Below are 22466 nucleotides of genomic sequence, written 5' to 3'. Positions count from 1 at the left end.
CCATGATTCGGGGTACAGTTCAATATTTACCTGAAGCAGCTTTTTTTATCTCAAAAATGGTAATGGTGCTTGCTGAATTCCGTTTTGAGTTGAGATATAAAAAGATTTTGCGAATCCCTCACTGTGAATGCATTCGTCTATTACAAGCATTATAGGAATCTTTCGTAAGTCTAACATTAGCTCCTTTCTAACATGTTCTGCTAAAGCAAGATTAGATATAGATAATATAAAAATTCCTGGTAAACTCTTTGTGTTTTCGAAGTTCAATAAATTATTTGATCCATTTTGAATTTGATCTTCCCAAATTTTCAATCGCGATTTTAAGTGTTGTGCATATCGCTGACCCTGTTGTACCCTTTCAAATATGAAGTTTTGATTTCCAATTGGAGTTTTAATTTCTCCAACAGCAATTGGATTATACCCATTACCAGTACCTTTTAGCTTTGGATACCAGCACCAGTTTTTTAATAAATGTTGGCCTATTGCAAACTCATATTTTATTTGATTCATAGTGACAAATCTTTGTACCCCTGCTACTCCAAGTCTTAACCACTGTTCTGGCTTTAAAGAATAGTTTGTATTACGGTTATGATAAGCCCACATCATCAAATGACCAGCAGTATTTAAAGTGATTGGAGCAGAGGGTTTGGGCTGATCCGGAAATAACCCCGATTTTATCTCCCATCTACTAACAAATCCATACAGTACCAGTTTTTTCAGCGATTCTGAAACCTGTGACCTACTAATTTTAGATTCCACAAAATTTTTAATTTGAGCTTCAGTAATCGCTAATGAATCCCAAATAAGCTTTAGTATTAAATTGTCTTTTTCATTTATAAAACCTGAATTAATTCTGTCATATATACTACGTAAATCTGTGAGTGGTTTAAATTTATCTGGAAGAATTGGTCCCCCCTGTAAAGAGGGGTCATCCCAAAGTGATAACGATTCGTCCCTATTAAGCCAATATTGAACCGCCTTTCCATTCTCTTGTACGGAAACCTGCGGCGCACTCATTAGTTATATAAAAACGCCGTTGGGTCGTTAACTTTTTTGCGTCCAAATGGAAACTTAAAGATAACCCCCGACCCTCTCTCTTTTTCCACATCCACACTTACAATTCTCATACTTACTACGTCATCCAATACTGGCTGTTCGATTGTTTTAGGGACAATTCCTTTAATTGTGCAGCCTTGGTCCAATTCAACAAAAACTCCAAAACGCGGGTCAACATTTACAACCCTTCCTACAATTGTATCCCCTTCAGCTAATTCAGATAATAACTGATAAGGATTTTCCACGGCTGCTTTTCTAGAAACGTGGATTAGTCGCTGTTCTGGATTAAATTGTAGAACCTTAACTGGGATATGTTCACCAATTGGTGCATAGCGATCCACAGCGTTTTTATACACTCTTCCATAGTTTAGTTCATGTAATTTCATGAAGCATTCTGCACCATTGATGCGTAAGAATATGGTTGGAACCTGAGCATTCATGTTATATCCAGTTACCTCAGCTTCGTAAGTAGGTTCCTGAAGTCTTTCATCTTGCTCCAATTCTATTAACTTACGAATTAACGCATCTGCCGATCTCCTGCTAGCTTCTTTTACTGAAACCTGTACTTTATTTACATCCAGTTCATCAGACATTTGTGTAATTACTACATTAAAAATATTACCTGTGAATTGAGTAATACTTCTAAAAGAGTAATCAGAGAAGTCCTCTTTTTTACAAATACCTATAATCTTTCCGTTTTCAAGGGCAAACTCAGCATATTCAGTATCTGAATCGTCTTTATCTTGTCTTTTAACCGTTCTCAATACTGCCTGAATTGGCTCCTTATATCTACGTAATGCTTGTAGCTTTTCATAAGTTTTTGACTCCATAAAAATGTCTCCTCTCCCTCATTCAATATTTAAAAATCCCAAAATAATACTTCTACTAGAATTATTGTTACTTTTAACTGAAAAACTAAGTTTTTTAGAAATATTCTCTAATATTTTTAATTGTTTTTCACTAGATCTGCACCTTACCTTATTCATAAAGATTAAAGAATGGACAACTTTTCGTATATGATTATATGGATGGACAGTATACAAAAAAATTAGCTTTAAAGGGCTAAAAAAGTAGATATAGATGAACTTGAGAAAAAAGCTTATTTGAAGGATTAGAAGATGGGCCTTTTACAACCGCTATTAGTGAATACATTATTAAAAAAACCTCTTTCTGCATTCTTATAGACAGAAAAGAAGTTTTATATTGTACTTTATAAGAGCTTTTAGAGTTTTACGAATTATAAAAAGACGCATTTAGATTGATACGTTTTTTTGCGATGTCTCTTTTGTGAATTGATATAAGGCAATTGCACCTAACAGAACAAGTATGCCTTCAGGAGCATCAATCAAAATAAATCTCCAAATTTCAGGAACTACCCAATTAATCCCTGCTGCTGATTCAAGATATGTTTGAAAATAACTGATTGTAAAATCAATTATAGATAAACATATAAATAATGTTAGACCAAATCGAATTAATTTCTTATTTTTAAACATGTAACACCTCTCAAAATTCATTAGATATTCTTATTTTGGTTTGTTATATTTTTACATCATTATATTTAATTTTAACATACAAAAAACCCAAATAAATACAATATGCATATTTGCATATTCTTTTGATGCCATGTTAATTCATTATATCGATATAAAGTACTATTATTTTTTATAAAAGTGAATTTTGAGCTTACAAAGTAATTGTTTAAACTCCCTTTCGTAATATATACTGCTCTGAGATGAAATTATAGAAAAAATCCACACACTTTGAAAAGGTTTAATCAAAATGTATAGATTTTAATTTTGGGTTCCTTAAGCTTATATAAAAAAGATTGTTTATTTTATGTAATCTACTTAAATGAATGCAGTTTTCAGTTTAATAATATTCCTTCATGATCATCTTATAAATTTTACTATTTAAAGATACATTTTGTTCATTGACCTAACAGAACAAGATAAACCGCATAACTCATATTAATAATTTTTCCTGTGTCTGTTGATAAATATAAAAATACTGCCTAATACACTTAATGCAAGCACAAAATATAACAATAAATCAGGTAGAAATTCAGAAGGAACAATATCTATCGATTGAAAAATAATAATGGCAATGATACCTAAATATAGAATGTTGTACAATACATTATTTGTTTTATATTGAATTTCTTTCCCTCTTTCGTCTTTTGCCTCATCACTTGATTGAAATTTTATTACATACATCTGACTGATAAATATTAAAACTAAAAATACAGATTTTAACCACAACATATGTCTCACTCCTCCTGATAATCGAACACGTCAGTTATTGACTTTGCAAATTCATTTGCGATTTTAAAGGCAAGAATTAGAGAAGGGTTATATTTGTTTTTTTCAAGAGTAGCGATAGTTTGTCGACTAACACCCACCCTTTTTGCCAGTTCTTCTTGCGTCCAACCTTTTTCTGCTCGGCAAACTACAATTCTATTATGTAACAAAAGCAACACCTCTTAAGAAAATTGTAATTTATTTCTTACAATTCGTAAAGTATTTTTGACAAATTGTTTTTGTAATTAAAAATACGCCTTTATTTCAAAGTTACAGTAAACACTTAAAAACCCCTCTTATTAACAACGTTAAGAGGGATTTTTCTATTGTAAATCGATAATATAGTTATTTAATTTTCTTATGAAAATATAAGGGCCTTGCTACAATCTAGTGTGTGATAAAACTCTTCAATCTTGTTTAATTTCTATACATTTAAAGGTATTGGTATTCAAAAATAATTAATAAAGATGTTTAATTATTATTAAACTAAAGCACCTGTTTGTTTAAGTAAATACATTCAGATTTATAATGTCTCTCAAATATAATATCAGTTTATATGTTCACCATTCTTCTCTAACAGGTTCAAGATAAATTGTAAATTGTTAATCGATATGTTTGTTTAACCACTGTTTAAATATCTTTAACTGTTCTTCAGTATGAAAGTAATGTTCACCTGTCTCCATGACTTCTAATTCACAACGATGTTTTTTTGTAAAATAGTTAATAGTTTCAAATTCGCACAGTTCATCCTTGGCTCCATACATAATATATGTATCTGTATTCCATGTATTAATAGGATGTTCTTTTACATAGCATAAATAATCCCAATATAACTTTTGACCAATAGGTGTCTCTATAGTCATTTCTTTTTGCAAAAGCTCTGGTGTTATATTAAACCATTTCATCATATTTTCGATAATTCGTTCCATATTAACTACTGGTGATAATAATAATGCCTTTTTTAACGCATCATTTTGATAGGCTAAAAGGCTAAAATAAGCTCCCATACTACATGCAAACACGCTTACTTCTTTCCAATGTTCTTTTGCGTAATTCATAATTATAGATAATTCACTAATACAAAACTGTACTTTGCAAGGAGTATTATCATTTTTTCTTTCTCCATGCTCAGGTAAATCAAAGCTTAATACTTGATAACCTTTTTGATTGGCTTCTTCAGCTAATATTTGAATAACTGCATCTTCCTTATTTGACATATTTCCATGTACTCCAATAAAAATTTTTTCACTCTTATCTCCCCATAAAACCGTGGGAATATTACTAATTTTAAAATTATCTTTAAGCATATTTCCTCCGTCGAATAAGACATATAGGAATTGGCCAAAAACTGCACACACTTTATAATCCTCTACTCAGTTTTAAACAAATCAAACTATTACTAATTTATCACAAATGAATTTCACTCTCCCTCTGCCTCTATATAACAGAGTCTATTTTGTATTTAAAATCTTTCTTTTTTTTATTTCTTCAGAAGCTACAAGTTCTTATTTTGATTCCTTATTGAGCTAATCTACTCCGTTAGCGGAAGAAGGATTTTTAAACAATTATATTATTTTTTAAATGACTATATTATAAATTAAACAACTTTATTATCTCTACACCTCTATTACAGATTTCGCGATGTGGGAAAGCCCATATCGGACTTTATTCCGCCTTTAGGCATGGGATGAAAGTATCGCTTTTTCATAGAAAAACAGTTGTGTTTTGGTTATACTGAAACGATAGACAAGTACAAGTCTTTAAAACGACATTGTGTTCCTTGAAAACAAGATATCATATGAAGTTCGGTAGCCGAATTCACGCTATCGGTAAAATGATATGTGTCGTCAAGAACAAGACGCTAAAACATCTGAACACGAAACTGTACGGTATGGTGATAGTACCGTAGCTCACGAACCTATACGGTCTGTCGTGAGAGTGGTGATGGCACACCGCAATCTTGCACGTCAGCGATACCAGAAATGGACTTCGCCTTTGGTAGCAAGAATCCCACTGACGTTAGTCAGCTTGCCCCTTTAGGGGTGGGAGTGTCAATCTACATCTAATATGGCTACACCACTTAAGGCATACGATCTTTTAAATCTGCTAAAGGTATGAGCTTGTCGACAAGCCATAACCTCTTATTTCCATCATAGATAAGGTTTATTTGCATCAATGACATATTATCAGATGAAACACCATTAACTGTAATTTTGCTTTTCACTTTAGCTAATACATTTGCTTTTTTAGTATCCAAAAATGCATAATACAACTCGCCACCTGTGTATTCAGATTGAAATGAAACTTTCTTCTTTTCTTTCTCATCTCCAGCCCCAGGAGCAGATTGCGTCGGTCCACCTGGTGGTGTCAATTCTTTCTTCGCATTTGGAGTTATATAAGCTTCAACATTCGTAAGATAGGATTCTCCTTTACCGGTGTCATATGTCCGGAAAGCTTTAAGAAATCGTTCTGCAGCTTCTTTTACTTGTTGTTGATTGTTACTCTTTAGAGCTGATAACTCCTTTTTCGTATCATTGTATTGTGCCTCCACCTTTTCCACTTTTTTCGTTAATTTTATATTATCAGTTTTAAGTTTCTCATTATCAGATTGATATTTTATTAAAAATCCTACGCTAGCTATTAATAAAATTGCTATTATAATGGTAATTTTCTTCATCATTTACCTCCTTTTCGCAGTTTCATAAGTTGCTAGGTGTTACATGCATTATTATCTAACTACACGACCATATCCCGCAAAATGCTGTTGAAAATATGATTTACTTAAATCAGCATAGCCAATCGGATCGCCAGCATGATACATTGTATTATTTCCTACATAAATGCCAACATGCGTAATGTAGTTACTTGTAGCATAAGTACTATGGAAAAATACTAAATCTCCTGGCTTAGGATCTGTTATACGTTGGGTTTTATCCCATTGGGTTTGTGCAGTACCAAATAAATTAATACCAACTCTTGAATACGTATACTCAATAATTCCACTACAGTCAAATGACGTATTTGGTGTTCGCCCTCCAAAAACATATGGCCATCCTTGATACTTTAGTGCTTCTGCCATAATTGCTTGGAATACATCATCACCTAAAACGCTACCGCCAGCAATTCCGTCAGAACCACCAGGGGTTTGACCAGGTTGATAGTATCTCATAATATGTGGGACATAGTCTGGATCACCATAACACCAATTATTAGCTACTGCCTCCGCACTTCGCCATGATGCACATCTATAACCATTTTTAGCTGATTGCTCTGCAGAAAATGCTCTTGCATTCTCGTGTGTATATCCACCTTTCGAAACTGCATAGTTAGTGTATCCGGTTCCGTAGTTATAACATTGTAATGTAGTATTTTGATCACCATTTGATTTTTTATGACAATCAGCAAAATGCATTAAACCATATTTTATACTTTCCTCTGGATCAGTAAAATACCCAGGAGGATACCCTTGTGATTCTGAACTTTGCATAACATCCAATTGTGTTCCAGAACTTTCTTGTTGAATAAGAGCTAATATTAATGGAGTCATTGCTTCTATGCCATGTTGCGCCGCATATTTCCTTACCAATGGCTCCCATCTCATTACTTCAGGACTGACACTTGCAGTACCTGGTGCAAAAGGACCACCAATTCCCCCAGGGCTGACTTCATCTTCACTCATTGTGGCAGTTAATAAAAATATCACAATACCTAAACCTGCAACAACAACCAGAATAACACCGGCTACTATTAATAATGGCTTTGCAACAGCAACTGTAGCTGCCTTCTGTGCTACTTTAACTGCTACTTTCTTACCTACTTGTGCAACTGCCTTACCCGCTAATTTTGATCCTTTACCAGCCGCCTTCCCTAAAGAATGGCCTGCCTTTTTCAAGGCAGGCTTAGCATTCCCTAGTTCAGCTTCAGGATGATGTTCATTTTCAAGGTCGCGATTTGGTTCCGCACTCAATGTATAAACCCTCCCTCATGAGCTGAATTATTTTGGTTTTATGGTTTCTTTTGCTTTTACATTTTTTAAAGCTTCTTGTTGTGTTTGTGCTTTCGTGTCAACTTTTTTAATTGCTGCCCCTTCTTTTACCTGTTGCTGATTATTCACTTTAGGAATATTTTTAGTTTGTTGTGGATTAACCGGTTTTACCTCTACTTGTTTTTGTGGCGTACTTACATGTGAAGTAGTGACTGGTTTACTCTCAATCGGTTTCGGTTGTGATGGTGTTGTTCCCGACTGTGGTGTTGTGATTGGCTTACTTTCCATCGGATTCGCTGGCGATGGTGTTGTTCCCGACTGTGGTGTTGTGATTGGCTTACTTTCCATCGGATTCGCTGGTGATGGTGTTGTTCCTGACTGTGGTGTTGTGATCGGTTTGCCATCCATTGATTTTGTTTGACCCGTTGTTGTTTTAATTGTTGCTACTGGTTTTGCTTCCGCCTTTACATCTTCTTGCTTATTCTCAAGTCCACCATTATTTTGATTTGCTACCGGTCTAACTTGAGCTTTTACATCTTCTTCTTTATTATTTAGTTCCTCATTTGATTGCGCTACTGGTTTTACATCCTCTTCTTTATCTTTTAGTTCTGCTTGTTGTATTTCAGGATTATTATCTTCATGTTTCCCTCGTACTGCTAATTCTGGATTCTCTTTAGTTGCGGCTACTTCTTCCTTAACCCTTTCTTGCTCCTGATTTCCTTTTCTATCGCGAACACCTAAATTTTCTTCTTTTTTCATTTGATTAATATTTTTTTCTTTTTCTGCTTGCATTTGTTCTTTTTCCTTGCGTTTACCATCTGCTACCTTTTCTTTTCTATCTGCATAGTTTTCTTTTAACTGTTTAAACTTACTATAGCCTGATTTACCCATTTTCCCTGCCACCGCAGCACTTGCAACACCCGCGGCGCCAGCTACTGCTACACCTCTTCCAACTGTCTTAGATCCACGTCTAACATCACGATATTTCTGCCTAATATTACTCATAGCATCTGAAGCTCTTGCTGCCCCTGCATTTGCTGGTACTGTAGTAATTGCATCGAAAATTGTTTTACGGTATAACCAAACACCCAAGAATGAAAGTATTTGTAGTATAGCTACAACTAAGTATCCATACTTATCAGTAGCACTGAACAAAATTGACGATACCCAAAACATTAAAGTTACCAGGAAACCAATTGCAACTTTCATAAGCAATGTTCTAAACAGTTCAGCTAAGAACCTTTTAGCAGTTCCAGTCCACGCAGGTACTAATGCCATTAATAACATTACAGGTGACATTAGCGCTACGATGATAAACATTAATTGATAAAATAACATCGCCATACTGCATAATCCCAAAACAATCCATAAAGGAGCATTAATGACACCTAGTAGTAATACGAGTGCCCCTCTCTCAAAAGTAGCATCTAACGACAGTGTTTTGTTTTTCTGAATCTCAACTTCCTCTTTTAAAAGATCTTTTCTTTTTTCAGGATCTGTCGTTGTTAACAATTTCTTTATTCTTTCATCACCGATTTTCTTCATATCTGTTGTGCCAAACTGTAATAATGTATAAGGTTGCTTTATTAATAGAGTGTGTGTTAAATCAGTAATGGAATCAACACCACTTGAATGTCCTTCACTTGCTCCACTAATACTTTGAGATGTATCAAGAACAGTTTTATTTACTTGCTCTGAAAAATTGTTTAATCCTTTGATGATATAACTTGAATTCGTAAAAAAACCTAGAGTGAAAACTAAAATACCTAATGCTTTTAACAATCCTCCTAGCATTTCCGACTGACGTCGCTGTATAAAGCCTACCCAGATAACCCAGCATGCTAGTAAAGCTAACATGAGCCCAATTAGTTCACTATATATTCCATTACCCCAAGAACCATTGAACCCTGCTGTTTTAGATATTACCTCACCCAACTTATCTCCAACATCAGCAACTATATTTAAACTCATTGATTGGCCTACCAAACTTGTTACCAAACTACTAATTGCAAGGTTTACTGTCCATGCAATACTAATTAATATAAAAATAGTTGCTACAATTTGTTCTTTAATATTATCTTTCCATTTCCAAAATTTAAGAGATTCTCCAAATCCACCTTCTGGAGTATAAACATCGATGCCATAACTACTTGGTGGATATTCCTCAAATTTTAATTTCTCTTTACTTTTCGGAATAATGTCGTCAATAAGGGAGTGTCTTGGCTCTTCTTCCGCATAGACTGGTGTAGCTTTAAAAAGTAAATTAAATACTAAAAGCAAAGTACAAATTAATAACAATAGGGTAATAAACTTTTTCATTACATGTTACTCCCCCTTTATGGGAAACCTATTAATCTTTTGAACTAAACTCATTAGTCGGTTTAGTATTTGCTACTTCATCAATTTCATTTCGTTCGGGTCCAGAATAACTTCGAACTTTAAAACCATCTTCTGTACGAACGACCCTTACCCATTTCACTGCTTTATCGATATTTTTAGGGGGCTTCTTTGAAATAAAGTTATACATAATTGTATCCTTATCTACCACATATTCTTTTACTGTGTAATCTTTGTAAGATAAATTATTTTGAGGTCCTTTATTAGGATCCAATACTTCATTTTTCTCTCCATCGACAACTAATTTACGTATTGTTCTCAAATCATTTCGTAAATCTGCGTTTACAAAATCCAGCATCATTTCTCTAGGAGTGTGTCCCTGTTTATCTGTTTCTTCTCCTACACTTTTTTCACTATTACCACATGCTGCACTCAGGAAAAGAGTACCTACACATAGACTTGTTAGTATAACTTTTTTAAATTTAGTTTTTACCATATTAACTCACTCCTACATTTATTTTTTCTCCCCCTTCTTCGACAAAGGTTGCTTTAACTTCCTGCTTTTCATCATCATTTGACTTTCTATAATTCTTTCTTGCATTTGGCCTTGTATCGAATGCGTCGTATAGATCCTTAAACACTACATCCATTGTGACAACGCCTGTTCTTCCCTGGATATCTTGGAATAAACATTGTCCTGTTTCTAAATTTGTAATAATCGCATGGTTCTCTTCGTTATCAGGTAAACCAAAGAAATCTAATATTGAAGAAATTTCTTTACTGTCTGTATTACGGAATGAAAACTTCATACCAATATTATTTTTAAATGTCTCATCTCCAAGGTCACTTGCACTTTGAGTAGCAAAGTAAACTGCAGAGTTTAAGGCACGACCTTCACGAACTAGCTTACGGGCCAACTCTCGCCCTTGAGAAGTCCCCATAATTGCCCATGCTTCATCCAATAAAACAATTTTGAATTTAGTAGGGTCTTTTTGAAAGAATTTTCTTGCAAAAGAAGATAGAGACATCAGCATACTAACAGATAAATTTTCCTGTAAGGTATAATCTTTCGGATCCTTTTGAATATCTGGCATGTCAAGATGCTGAATTTGTATGATATTTACTGCTGTATCAAGTTCAATATCTCTATTTGTTCCATCACCAAAGATTAAGTGTGCAAATGATAAATTCTCAAATGCTTGGATATGAGCCGCTAATTGTTGATCAACTTTATCCTCACTATCTTCAAGGTATTGAGATACAGCAGTTAAGCATGGCTCTTCCATTCCTGCAACAAATTCTACAGCTGAAGCCAAGCGTGGGAACTTTTCCGAGTTATCAGGTTTAATACCTGTAATGAAAGTAAGAATTGTCATTGCTAACTCAATTGCATCCTTTCGACTATGTTTATGAATGATAAATGGGTCTAGTTTCCCTTCATCTCGTCTATCAGTCCCTAGTGTAATAACGTTTACTTTACCTTCTAAACCGTGTAAATCTTCTGTCCAGTTTCCCCTCTCACCTTTTGGATCGACTATCAGTGTTTGAGCTCCTCCAAGTACTGCAAGATAAACAATTAGGTTCGTTCCAAATGATTTACCCGATCCAGTACTTCCTGTTACTGCAACTGAAAGTGCGCTTGTTTTTTGATTTGCAACAGTATTTGTTGCTGCAAGAGAAGGTGTCATATAAACTGCTTTGTTTAAAATACCAGTTGTTCCAATATAGAATCCGATATTATCTCCTAAATCTTGTGTTGCTCCAAACATACCGGCCGCAAGTACTCCAGGTTCCATAAAGTGTATATAATCATTTACATACCTTCTTGCCCCAGGGATATGTTCATTAAACAGGAGGAACTGATCTCCATATGGTCTTACTAGTTCAATCATCATCTCTCTATAAATAGAAATGAGTGAATTTGTATTCCGACGCATTGTATCTAAATCTTCGGTACATATACAGAAAGATACTGATGTTTTTACTAACGGCATACGTGTTTTTTGTATGAGGGCTTGTAGCTCAGTAGCTTCCTGAACACCTTCATACACGTTTAATCCAACAGTTTGTGCATTTTCCCTTGCATGCATTTCTTGATCTTCTAAATCCTTTTTCTTCTTATTTAGTTTAGATAGTGCTTTACGATGATTTATGTTTTCTGTACGGACACTTAATTCAATAGGGAAATCTATGTTTTGAATCATATACATCCACTCTTGGTCTGGAAACTCCATCGTATATGGGATTTTAGATGTAGATAAAAAGCTCATATATGCTGGATATTCTAACCCGTCGGTACCAATCTGGGACATTTCAATATGTCTTCCTTTAACATCAAATTCTGCCTCGGATAAACGTAATAAGCTTTCTTGATTTGGTATGATTGCAGAGTCGTCATTCTGTACGGGAGGTGTCCATCCAGCAGTTACTGGCGCCTCTAATGTGCGATAGAAGTTTCTTAATATAATCCATTGCGTTTCATTAGTTTCTAGAGCCCTTACAGCCAAATGTTTTCTTATTTTATTTTTAAAAGCGCTAGCTTCTCTTTTAAACATCTCCAAATCAGTTTTTAGTATGTTGGTGTCACCAAGTAACCCAAACTGTTCTGCAGTGTTTTTAAAGGTATGAAATGCTGTGTACAACATTTCTTTAAACCCTTCTTGTATGTGTCTTACCTTTAATTTCACGCCAATAAAATATCGGTACTCTACTGCATTTTTACCAAATTTTCGTTCTAGCTCATGTACGACATCATCTGTATGATCAATTGCAAGTTCTTTTAATTCACCGCTTACTGTTTCTTTGAATTCATCTGCTTTTTCTTGGAAGTTCTGATAAACAGGAATCATTAAGAGATGCTTTTCTTCATCAAAATTCCAAAACAAGCCAAATTGACGCATGAATAAGGTATTTTTATCATCATCTCCTCGGAACTCGTATGGTATTCCGTATGCCTCATAATACGCCCAGCAAGAGCCATCTTGGTTAAAAATCAAATTTTCGTGAAAGTATTTGACTGGAAATTCAACCTGATTCATTTTACCCTCCTTAGAGAAGAATATGAGACTAGAATAATTCTTCCGTATAGATTAATTAATTACTTATTATTGATTGAATCATCCTTGAATCGTATTAAGGTTTTATATTGATAGTTTCCAATATTACCAGTTGTATCTTTATAGCGGCTAATCTTCTTATTTTCGAACATAAACACGAAAAATCGAAATAAAAATTTATGTGGGCTTTTTCCATCCAATTCTACATTTCCAAAGAAGTATGCTATTCCACCTGGTAGTATTAAATATTTTAAAAACACATTATTTCCTAAAGGTAAAAACTGATCTAGAATTAAAATTAAAAGTAAAGATCCAACAAAGAAGCCCAACTGTCTATAAGGAACTGGGAAAGGGAGGGTTAAGTCCCTTATCCCGTATAAACTCTTAGGAATATCCCATATCGAGTTGTATGTCCTAACTTCTTTACGAGTCGGCTTTTGAGTCATTTCTACCAACCCCTTTAATATTTTCAGAGATTTTTAATGTATCACTTGAATACTAAATTATATAATTTTGTACCAAGATCTTTGAAAACGTCTGGTGAGAATACAAAAACTGATAATAGTGCACAAACAATTATCCAACCAAGTAAACCAGCCATTTGTCGTTTAACTGCAAAGATAATTACTCCAATAAGTGCTACAACTAAAAAGATTGGACCTAATTGAGCTACTAACCAATTTTTAATATTTACTCCAAAATTAATATTACCTATTACAGCTGCGTCTGTAATAGCAGGTAATTGATGAACAACCATATCTAATCCCAAAAGCTCCATAATTATTTACCCTCCACTTTCTCTAATTTGTTTTCAAATTTCTTCATAGAGCTAATTGAAAACTTGTTATCTTTATTTACTAGATTTAAATCATATGTGTATGTGTACTCTAAGCTGCTATCATTGTCTTTTAATTTGGCATCAACTAAGACCCTGTACCCTTTATCCTTATCTTCATAAATACGTAGGTTTTCTAATTTGCTAAATGTCATAATACCTTTGAGCCCATTTGTTATATTGCTTTTTTCAAAATAGTAAGCAATTTCTTCTGGTGTTCCCTCTGTATACACTTTAAATACAGATTGTAAAAATTGTTCTACTTTTTTAATTTTTGCTTCTGTATTAATTTCTCGTCCTTCTGATTTGAATGTAGCCACTTTATAAGATGCCTTTTCTCTCTCTCCATGAACGATTGTAGGATTGTCAGGAATCACCATCTTCCCTTTCTCCATTAAGATTGGAATAGAGAAGTACCTTGTAACTTCTTTAGGTTCTTTTGGTGTATCTGGGGCTTGAGTCGTTCCAGGAGCTGGATTATTTATAGGTTCTAGTTTTTGAATGATTTGCAATGTAACTTCTGCTTCATTTCCTTTTTGACGAACCTCTACAGCTTCTGACTTAACTAAAGTACTAGAAGCATTTTTTAAAGTATCTCTATTTAATCCTCCTTGCTCATTGGATCCTTCAACTAAATATTTTTCTAATCGTTTTTTCCGTGTTTCAGCTACATTCATATCAACCTTCCAGTTAAAATAATCAGCGGCAAAACTATTGGCATATGCAATTAATTCTGCTTCCGACATTTTAACTTTTACGGGTTCCTCCTTTTTTTCTTGAACAGCTACTGCTCTAGGAGGACCGGCAAGTTGGATAAATGAAAGGGAGCTTCCTGCAAACACGAATCCCATCACACACCAAAATGTAACCTTACCTACTTTTCTTCCTGTTATAGCTGGAACTTTCTCCCTTGTTTTACGTTTCTTCATTTCTTTAAGCGCTTCTGAATTTTCTTGTTGCATATCTAATATTTCAGTTGTTTTATTTTTTGCTTTTTTAAAGAATGTAAATTTCTTTTTTTCGGAGTTTTTCTGGGATTTCTTTTTTACCATGTCTTCACCTCTCTTTTTAAATGGTTAGGAGATTACAAATTTCATTGTAATTTCTACTAATCAACTATCTACTTTAAGTATGATTTACTTTTTTCGGAAATCTAAGAGAATATATAAAAAAAATTATATTTTATATCAAAGTTTTTTAGGAATGATTAATACTAAATAAAATGTTTATTACAGTACATAAAAAAACCAATTCCATTAAGAAATGAAATTGGTTTTACACAGGACCTATTCTCTATAGTAAGCATTAAACAATATTAAAACCTAATATAATATATATCTTTAATATATATAAAGAAAAAAGATAATACTTTTATACAGAGGGAAAATAGTGTTAAAACATTGCTGTGCTAAGGGTTCATAATTACTCTAGCCGCAAAAAATCATAAAAAGTAAATACTGGGAACGTACTTAATGAGCTGGATGATGATTAAAAACTACAAAATATCGTAAAGTAGGTATATAAAAACTACATATAATCATCGTTAATTTGATGCGAGTGAATGAATAAATAATAAATGCAAATTTCGCTGACTTACGAACAAACTTTCCACATTTCTTAAAAACTACACACAATTTATTAACAAATTGGTCATAGTTAGGAACAGAATCCACTTTTTAAACATAACTAACAGAATTTTTTCTGATTTTAAGTAGATTTAGAGGTAGAACATGATAAGAACAGTACTTATGGCTATATATTATACACATCAGATCAAATTTATTAAGATATCAACAGAAAAATAAAAAATATTTCTGCTTTTTTGTAGATGAAATGACACAAAAGGATTGAAAATTCAGATTTAATAACTCGAAAATTGTGAATATCTCATTTTGATTTACGTACAATGTATGTAATTGCATAAAAAATAGAGAGTCGTGATCATTTAAATTGAAAACTTTCTCTCTGTTTTGTTTGAAGTAATACACTCTACACGTTATCTCCAACACGAATAGCCCTCTACTTTTGTTTTTTTCAAAAATAGAGAGCTGTATCTTTACATTGCTGGAAGCAGCTGATCGACCGAATGTGGTGTTTCACTTGTTGAACGGTAGTATGCTTCTAAGGACTGTAGAAACTGAATTAAATCAAAGTCTTCAGGGACCTCAATTACACGAATCTTTTCCTTCGGCAATTTATCAACTTTTTCAATGAACAGTTCACGAATATCACTAGGCATGTTAGTTCCTTGATGCCCGCTAGACTTTAATAGTTCACGGATTTCAATTTCTAATGCTGTATATGCGTTAATATTTACTCCTTGCTCATAAGCATATTTTCTAAATAGTGATTCCTCTTGATACTGCATGTAATTACGATGATAAGCATCTATAGTTACAGGTACAGCATATTTCGCATGAAGCAGGTCATGCGTTTTACGGAATAGCTTTTGAACATTTCGTAAAGAGTATATAGCAAAATGAGTACCAAATTTAAAAATGGCCTCTTCTTGTTCATGTTTAGGTACATTGTGTGTAATTAAAGGATAAATACCAGTTTTAGCAGCTGTGTCTAATACACGATATTGAGAAGATTGCTTTAATAATTTACTTAGTGTATAAACAAGCTTTTTAGGATATCCTTCTTGTCGATCAATCATTTCTCGTAAGCCACGAACTACTTGGCGAATTTGACGATGACAAGAGTGTTTTAAAACGTTAATGAATTGATTCATATCCTTTGCAAATTCAGCAATATTCATTTCAACTAACAAGTTCTCAATGAATTTAACTTTACGCTTATATGTATCTCGTGGTGTAAATGGATCACGGTATTCTGCTCCTTCTTCTTTCGCGCATAAGAAATCAGGATGTACAGATAAATGCAATGTTGTGTATTGCTTTTTATTCCTCTTCCCTTTTTCTAACTTGCAAATTTTAAATAAAGGAGATCCAGTAGCAGAAAGTTTTGTTTCTAATTCCTCAAGTACAGCACGAATCTGATGTGGGTATTTCTTATGTAGGTAACGATACATACCACCAAAGTGTGTTGAGTTTCCTTGTTCATCAACTTTAAATAAAGAACGTTTCAGGGTAGTTTCGCGTTTCTGCTGCATTGCTACATCCATGAATAGTTTCTTAGCTGCAATAGATAACTCAAAGAATTCTTTGGTAAATACTATCGGGCTAATAAATGTATATGCATTTGCTTTATTCGTTTCCTTATTCATGAAATCAGTTAAGATGATTTTATATTTACCACTGTACTCATTTTCGATTGTAATGATGTTATGGAAACTTAACTTCTTCAAAGCCACATAAAATTGTGAGTGGTGAATATGTGCAAATGCTTCTTTATAATTTTTATAATCTTCCCAAAGCATGTGGATCGATACATGCGAAAGCTCACCATATGTATTACATTTTTTATGAAGAAATAGAAATACTTCTAAATCAGCATTTGTAATACCATATAGCTTATGTTTTCTGCCCTCAGTTTTATCAAATACACTTACTTTATCTAAAACTTTTTTCATTTTCAGTGAAAAAGATGGCTTTGCTTGTTCAACAAACCCCTCTTCATCTGCAATTCGTTCTTCATAGGACATTGACTTCACAATGTCTTCTAAATAAGTATCTTTAAAACTGTAATACTTACCTTCCAAAGCTTCTACTAACTTTTGCCATGATTTAATTGTTACAATTACCGGTGTTGTTGTTTCACCATTCAAACTACGTTTGTTCTTTATAACGAAAGGCTTTGCCATCTTTTTCACCTCCTTTTATTTTAAGTTGCAGTTTTCCCTACAATTAGATATAGAATTTCATTTTTGATTATATCAAATCGAATGCTGGTGAAATTTGTCCCTTTAAGAGGAAAAACAAAAAAATGAAACGTACCTCAATCCCTTATGCGACAAGGGGTTTGACGTTTCATGAAAAAAAGTTTGTTGCCACCATAGGGCTATAAAGTTTTTTGAATATGAAACGTAGTATGCAGTGGGATGAATCTTTCTAAACCATTGATTTTATAGGGTTTTACGCTAATTTCATTTTAAAGTTATAGCCATCATATAGCTATAACGTTTCATGTTTTTGATTGACTGAGAAATTTCTATAGATTTCGTATAAACACTGATATATAGGTAGTTATAACTGTTTTTAAATGAAATGTTGTAGCCATCATACCGCTATAAACGTTTCATTTCGTTTCATGTTTCCTGCCGTCATATAGCTATAACGTTTCATGTTTTTAAAACAAGTTATATTTTATTAAAAACCGCTGTAACCCTTGGTATATATAGATTTGTTTGAAGTTTTAAAGTGAAAGTTGTAGCCATCATATAGCTATAATGATTTTAGTATGTTTTCTTTCATATTTAATGAAATGGCTTTATATCAACGTTTATTACTAAATTACATAGAATAAAAATTTTTTTAGTCCAATGAATTTTAGGATATTCCCGTTTCATTTTTTTAAAGTTGTAGCCATCATATAGCTATAACGTTTCATAAATTACGAAATTGTAACTACAATATAGCTATTCATTATTAAAAGTAAGAAGTAATAGCCATCATATAGCTATAACGTTTCATAAATTACGAAATTGTAACCACAATATAGCTATTCATTATTAAAAGTAAGAAGTAATAGCCAAGATAAAGCTATGTAGTTTCAAATAAGAAGTAATAGCCAAGATAAAGCTATGCAGTTTCAAATAAGAGCGTATAGCCAAGATAAAGCTATATAGTTTCAAATAAGAAGTAATAGCCATGATAAGGCTATGTAGTTTCAAATAAGAGCTTATAGCCACAGCCAAGATAAAACTATATAGTTTCAAGTAAGAAGTAATAGCCATGATAAAGCTATGCAGTTTCAAGTAAGAAGTAATAGCCATGATAAAGCTATATAGTTTCAAATAAGAAGTAATAGCCATGATAAAGCTATATAGTTTCAAGTAAGAAGTAATAGCCATGATAAAGCTATGCAGTTTCAAGTAAGAAGTAATAGCCATGATAAAGCTATATAGTTTCAAGTAAGAAGTAATAGCCGTGATAAGGCTATACAGTTTCAAATAAGGGCTTATAGCCACGATAAAGCTATATAGTTTCAAATAAGAAGTAATAGCCGCGATAAGGCTATGTAGTTTCAAATAAGAAGTAATAGCCGTGATAAGGCTATACAGTTTCAAATAAGGGCTTATAGCCAAGATAAAGCTATATAGTTTCAAGTAAGAAGTAATAGCCAAGATAAAGCTATATAGTTTCAAGTAAGAAGTAATAGCCATGATAAAGCTATGCAGTTTCAAGTAAGAAGTAATAGCCATGATAAAGCTATATAGTTTCAAATAAGAAGTAATAGCCAGGAGAAGGCTATGTAGTTTCAAATAAGAAGCAGCTGGGGTATTTAAGTTGTGACTTAAAGTAACAAGTTTTCTAGGCGTTAAGCAAAAAATCGGTGTGTTTAACTAATTTACTTTTAAAAATTGGAATTGTATTGTAAAGTAGTGATTTTACAAATAGAAGCAGTTTTATATAATTAAAGACAAGTAAAGAGAATTTAAATGATCCACAATAAAAGGAGTAAAAACCAACGATTGTGCGGATTATTCAGATAACATTTCAACTTAAATGTTATGTGGTTTTTCATCTAAATGGGAAAAACAAACGCACTTTTATTCAGTCATCCGTTTAAAGTGAACTTCCATCAGTGGGAGTCTTATTGCCTGCGAATCGTGGGATGAAAAATGGACTAAGAATTTAATCTTAGTCCATTTCTTATTTTATATCCATTTTGTATGGAATGTACCTTCTTTATCTACTCGTTTATACGTATGCGCTCCAAAATAATCGCGCTGCGCTTGTAACAAGTTTGCAGGTAGTTTGGCAGTACGATAGCTGTCATAATAAGAAATTGCTGCTGAAAATGCAGGTATCGGAATGCCCTGTTGTACCGCCATTGAGATAATTTGGCGTAATCCGCCTTGATATGACTCTACAATTTCTTTAAAGTATGGATCAAGTAAAAGGTTCGGTAGGTCAGTGTTTGTCTCATAAGCCTCTTTAATGTTCTGTAAAAAGGCAGCACGGATAATACATCCGCCTCTCCAAAGCATAGAAATGCTGCCAAAATCAAGGTTCCAATCATATTCCTCAGAAGCTGCCTTCAATTGCGTGAATCCTTGTGCATAAGAACAAATTTTACTCATATATAAAGCTTGGCGCACTGCTTCAATTAATTCAGCTTTTTCAACTCCAATTGCTGTTTTATCTTTAGGGCCAGATAAAACTTTGCTTGCGTTCACGCGCTCTTCTTTTAAAGCAGAAATGCAACGTGCAAATACAGATTCCGTGATAATAGGGAGAGAGATACCTAAATCAAGTGCGCTTTGGCTTGTCCATTTCCCTGTACCCTTTTGTCCTGCAGTATCAAGAATAACATCCACTAATGGCTTACCAGTTTCTTCATCTTTCTTCTTGAAGATATCGGCTGTAATCTCAATTAGATAGCTGTTCAGTTCACCTTTATTCCATTCAGCAAATATTTCATGGAACTCTTCTGCAGTCAAATCAAGTGTTTGTTTCAAGAAGAAATATGCTTCACAAATTAATTGCATATCTCCATACTCAATACCGTTGTGAACCATCTTTACATAGTGGCCTGCCCCATTAGGTCCGATATAAGAACAGCAAGGCTCGTTATTCACTTTTGCAGAGATGTTTTCAAGCATATCCTTTACTTTTTCGTATGCATCCTTCTGTCCGCCTGGCATAATAGATGGTCCCTTCAATGCACCCTCTTCGCCGCCTGACACACCTGCACCGATGAAATTGATTCCTTCTTCGGCAAGACGTTTGTTTCGGCGAATTGTATCGACAAAGTATGTATTACCACCGTCAATTAAAATATCACCTTTATCGAGGTGAGGGACTAGAGAATCAATCGCCTTATCTGTAGTTTCCCCTGCATTAACCATTAATAAAATCTTTCTAGGTGATTCAAGTGAGTTAACAAACTCTTCAACTATATGAGTACCAACTAAGTTTTTACCACGGTTTTCCTCAATGATTTCATCAACTTTTTCCTTTGAAATATCATATAGGGCAACAGAATACCCTTTGCTTTCAAAGTTAAGTGCCAGGCTTTTTCCCATAACGCCCACACCAACAACTCCAATTTGTAACTTTGCCATATTCCATCGTTCCTTTCCATGTATGTTACTCTGTATTATAGTATATATACCTAAAATAACACTTTAATCAAATAATCAATCTTTTTCATTTCAATAGGCACCGCCAGTATTCGTGCAAAAGGTTATAGGGACACGGCACATCACTATCAAGTTAAAAAATAAAGAGAAATTTTCATCCTTATTAATCAATCATGAATAATAACCGGTTAATTATGAAAAATCACATTAAACAGCTTCCGTATCCCTTTTATTGTTTAGAAAGATCTATACAAATAAACTTAATAATAAAGTAAATCCTAATCCGGCTACAGAAACGATAGTCTCAAGTAAAGTCCATGTTGCAAATGTTTCTTTCATGCTTAAACCAAAGTACTCTTTGAACATCCAGAAACCAGCATCGTTCACGTGTGAAGCAATTAAACTACCAGCCCCTGTTGCAAGGACAACTAAAGCAAGGTTAACATCAGATTGACCTAACATCGGAATCACTAAACCGACAGTTGTTAATGAAGCAACCGTAGCAGACCCTAATGAAATACGTAAGATGGCAGCGATAATCCATGCGAGTAAGATCGGTGATAATGAAGTTCCTTTGAATAATTCGGCTACATAGTTACCAACGCCGCCATCAATTAATACTTGTTTGAAGGCTCCGCCTCCACCAATAATTAAGAGCATCATCCCAATATTCGAGATCGCTGTTGTACAAGATTCCATCACGTTTTTGATTGGAATATTTCTTGCCAATCCCATTGTATAGATCGCAACTAGTAAGGATATCAACATGGCTGTATCCGCATTTCCAATAAACTCGATTGCTGCTAGTAAACTATTATCTGTAAATCCCATTGTTTTTTGCAGCAAATTAATAATTGTAGCGATTGCCATTAAAAGAACAGGCAGTAAAGCGGTAAAAACACTGATTCCAAAGCCAGGAGTTTCTTCAAGTTTAAATACTTTCTGCTCACCTAAAGATTTGATATTACCAGTTTTTGTGAACGCCTCAGGTACTAGTTTTTTTGCAAGTTTAGTAAATACAGGTCCAGCTAACACAACTATTGGAACCGCTATCATAAAACCGTAAAGTAATACTTCACCGATGTTTGCATGCAATTCACCAGCGATAGCGGTTGGTCCTGGGTGTGGCGGTAAAAATCCGTGTGTTACAGATAAAGCTGCTGCCATCGAAATACCGAGATATAAGATAGAAACTTTTAATTCTCTTGAAATAGCAAATACAATCGGAATTAATAATACTAATCCTACTTCAAAAAATAATGCAATACCGATAATAAATGAGGCAGTCACAACAGCCCATTGAATGTTCTTTTCCCCGAATTTTTTCACAAGGGTCATGGCAATGCGTTGTGCGCCCCCAGAATCTGAAAGCAACTTACCTAACATCGCACCAAGTCCAAAAACGAGTGCTAAATGACCAAGTGTTCCGCCTAATCCCGCTTCAATGGTTTTTAAAATTTTTTCTGGTGGCATTCCAAGTGCTAAAGCAACCCCGACCGATACAATGATTAATGAAATAAAGGTATTTAATTTAAAGCGCATTATCAGTAAAAGTAATGCTAAAATCCCAATTGCTACAATGACTAATGGCATCGTAGTTCCCCCCAATATTAGCTGTATTTGTGTTTATCCCACTATAAGTTGGCAGTAAGTCCCCCCCACCTCAAGATTTAGAGAGAAGTGAGGA

Annotated in this window: 17 protein-coding genes; all 17 read right to left on the bottom strand. The window is 33.8% G+C overall.

From position 1 onward, the window contains the following. Window positions 1-45: 45 nt before the first annotated feature. The 17 genes from B5P42_RS27165 to gntP all read right to left on the bottom strand — a co-directional run bounded on the left by B5P42_RS27165 (window position 46) and on the right by gntP (window position 22372). The gene (locus B5P42_RS27165) at window positions 46-1017 is read right to left on the bottom strand and encodes a hypothetical protein (protein ID WP_113735686.1); all 972 of its coding nucleotides are present in this window, start codon (window positions 1015-1017) and stop codon (window positions 46-48) included. After that, complete coding sequence (locus B5P42_RS27160; protein WP_113735685.1) at window positions 1017-1886, bottom strand: RNA-binding protein; 870 nt, start codon at window positions 1884-1886, stop codon at window positions 1017-1019. Before B5P42_RS27160 ends, B5P42_RS27165 begins: the two co-directional genes overlap by 1 nt. A gap of 423 nt (window positions 1887-2309) precedes the next feature. Next, a complete protein-coding gene (locus B5P42_RS27155) occupies window positions 2310-2573 on the bottom strand; it encodes a DUF3937 family protein (RefSeq protein WP_113735684.1) in 264 nt (87 codons plus the stop codon). A gap of 453 nt (window positions 2574-3026) precedes the next feature. Further along, on the bottom strand, window positions 3027-3320 hold the full coding sequence (locus B5P42_RS27150) for a hypothetical protein (RefSeq protein ID WP_000964487.1): 294 nt from the start codon (window positions 3318-3320) through the stop codon (window positions 3027-3029). A gap of 5 nt (window positions 3321-3325) precedes the next feature. Beyond that, complete coding sequence (locus B5P42_RS27145) at window positions 3326-3526, bottom strand: helix-turn-helix transcriptional regulator (RefSeq protein ID WP_000903069.1); 201 nt, start codon at window positions 3524-3526, stop codon at window positions 3326-3328. Window positions 3527-3958: 432 nt separating this feature from the next. Further along, on the bottom strand, window positions 3959-4663 hold the full coding sequence (locus B5P42_RS27140; protein ID WP_181458838.1) for an alpha/beta hydrolase: 705 nt from the start codon (window positions 4661-4663) through the stop codon (window positions 3959-3961). 773 nt (window positions 4664-5436) lie between these two features. Further along, on the bottom strand, window positions 5437-6033 hold the full coding sequence (locus B5P42_RS27130) for a hypothetical protein (protein ID WP_113735682.1): 597 nt from the start codon (window positions 6031-6033) through the stop codon (window positions 5437-5439). A gap of 51 nt (window positions 6034-6084) precedes the next feature. Continuing rightward, entirely contained in the window at window positions 6085-7323 is a 1239-nt protein-coding gene (locus B5P42_RS27125; protein WP_113735681.1) for a bifunctional lytic transglycosylase/C40 family peptidase, read from the bottom strand. Window positions 7324-7350: 27 nt separating this feature from the next. Continuing rightward, window positions 7351-9660, bottom strand: a complete 2310-nt coding sequence (locus B5P42_RS27120) for a CD3337/EF1877 family mobilome membrane protein (RefSeq protein WP_113735680.1) — start codon at window positions 9658-9660, stop codon at window positions 7351-7353. A gap of 31 nt (window positions 9661-9691) precedes the next feature. After that, window positions 9692-10174, bottom strand: coding sequence for a hypothetical protein (locus B5P42_RS27115; RefSeq protein ID WP_113735679.1), 483 nt, complete (start codon window positions 10172-10174; stop codon window positions 9692-9694). A 1-nt stretch (window position 10175) separates the two neighbouring features. After that, window positions 10176-12716, bottom strand: a complete 2541-nt coding sequence (locus B5P42_RS27110) for an ATP-binding protein (RefSeq protein WP_113735678.1) — start codon at window positions 12714-12716, stop codon at window positions 10176-10178. A gap of 59 nt (window positions 12717-12775) precedes the next feature. Then, entirely contained in the window at window positions 12776-13180 is a 405-nt protein-coding gene (locus B5P42_RS27105) for a TcpE family conjugal transfer membrane protein (protein WP_000192364.1), read from the bottom strand. 41 nt (window positions 13181-13221) lie between these two features. Further along, window positions 13222-13512 carry a hypothetical protein gene (locus B5P42_RS27100; protein ID WP_113735677.1) on the bottom strand — a complete coding sequence of 97 codons (291 nt, stop codon included), beginning with the start codon at window positions 13510-13512 and terminating at the stop codon, window positions 13222-13224. A 2-nt stretch (window positions 13513-13514) separates the two neighbouring features. Beyond that, entirely contained in the window at window positions 13515-14621 is a 1107-nt protein-coding gene (locus B5P42_RS27095; protein ID WP_113735676.1) for a conjugal transfer protein, read from the bottom strand. Between the two features lie 1004 nt (window positions 14622-15625). Further along, window positions 15626-17335 (bottom strand): hypothetical protein, encoded by a 1710-nt coding sequence (locus B5P42_RS27085; RefSeq protein WP_113735674.1) that lies wholly within the window; start codon window positions 17333-17335, stop codon window positions 15626-15628. Window positions 17336-19351: 2016 nt separating this feature from the next. Then, entirely contained in the window at window positions 19352-20761 is a 1410-nt protein-coding gene (gndA, locus tag B5P42_RS27075) for an NADP-dependent phosphogluconate dehydrogenase (RefSeq protein ID WP_113735673.1), read from the bottom strand. 264 nt (window positions 20762-21025) lie between these two features. Further along, complete coding sequence (gene gntP, locus B5P42_RS27070) at window positions 21026-22372, bottom strand: gluconate permease GntP (protein WP_113735672.1); 1347 nt, start codon at window positions 22370-22372, stop codon at window positions 21026-21028. Between the last annotated feature and the right edge of the window lie 94 nt (window positions 22373-22466).

The organism is Bacillus sp. SRB_331 (genome assembly GCF_003264175.1).
In the GTDB taxonomy this organism is placed as follows: domain Bacteria; phylum Bacillota; class Bacilli; order Bacillales; family Bacillaceae_G; genus Bacillus_A; species Bacillus_A mycoides.
Note: the sequence above shows the minus strand (reverse complement) of the source record. Positions and strands in the feature narration are given on the sequence as shown.

Bases quoted from the DNA above. Each gene is read 5' to 3' on its own strand.
- B5P42_RS27115 (WP_113735679.1), bottom strand. From the start codon at position 10,174: ATGGTAAAAACTAAATTTAAAAAAGTTATACTAACAAGTCTATGTGTA.
- B5P42_RS27095 (WP_113735676.1), bottom strand. From the start codon at position 14,621: ATGGTAAAAAAGAAATCCCAGAAAAACTCCGAAAAAAAGAAATTTACA.
- B5P42_RS27110 (WP_113735678.1), bottom strand. From the start codon at position 12,716: ATGAATCAGGTTGAATTTCCAGTCAAATACTTTCACGAAAATTTGATT.
- B5P42_RS27155 (WP_113735684.1), bottom strand. From the start codon at position 2,573: ATGAATTTTGAGAGGTGTTACATGTTTAAAAATAAGAAATTAATTCGA.
- B5P42_RS27120 (WP_113735680.1), bottom strand. From the start codon at position 9,660: ATGAAAAAGTTTATTACCCTATTGTTATTAATTTGTACTTTGCTTTTA.
- B5P42_RS27105 (WP_000192364.1), bottom strand. From the start codon at position 13,180: ATGACTCAAAAGCCGACTCGTAAAGAAGTTAGGACATACAACTCGATA.
- B5P42_RS27130 (WP_113735682.1), bottom strand. From the start codon at position 6,033: ATGAAGAAAATTACCATTATAATAGCAATTTTATTAATAGCTAGCGTA.
- B5P42_RS27150 (WP_000964487.1), bottom strand. From the start codon at position 3,320: ATGTTGTGGTTAAAATCTGTATTTTTAGTTTTAATATTTATCAGTCAG.
- gntP (WP_113735672.1), bottom strand. From the start codon at position 22,372: ATGCCATTAGTCATTGTAGCAATTGGGATTTTAGCATTACTTTTACTG.
- B5P42_RS27100 (WP_113735677.1), bottom strand. From the start codon at position 13,512: ATGGAGCTTTTGGGATTAGATATGGTTGTTCATCAATTACCTGCTATT.
- B5P42_RS27085 (WP_113735674.1), bottom strand. From the start codon at position 17,335: ATGGCAAAGCCTTTCGTTATAAAGAACAAACGTAGTTTGAATGGTGAA.
- B5P42_RS27165 (WP_113735686.1), bottom strand. From the start codon at position 1,017: ATGAGTGCGCCGCAGGTTTCCGTACAAGAGAATGGAAAGGCGGTTCAA.
- B5P42_RS27140 (WP_181458838.1), bottom strand. From the start codon at position 4,663: ATGCTTAAAGATAATTTTAAAATTAGTAATATTCCCACGGTTTTATGG.
- gndA (WP_113735673.1), bottom strand. From the start codon at position 20,761: ATGGCAAAGTTACAAATTGGAGTTGTTGGTGTGGGCGTTATGGGAAAA.
- B5P42_RS27160 (WP_113735685.1), bottom strand. From the start codon at position 1,886: ATGGAGTCAAAAACTTATGAAAAGCTACAAGCATTACGTAGATATAAG.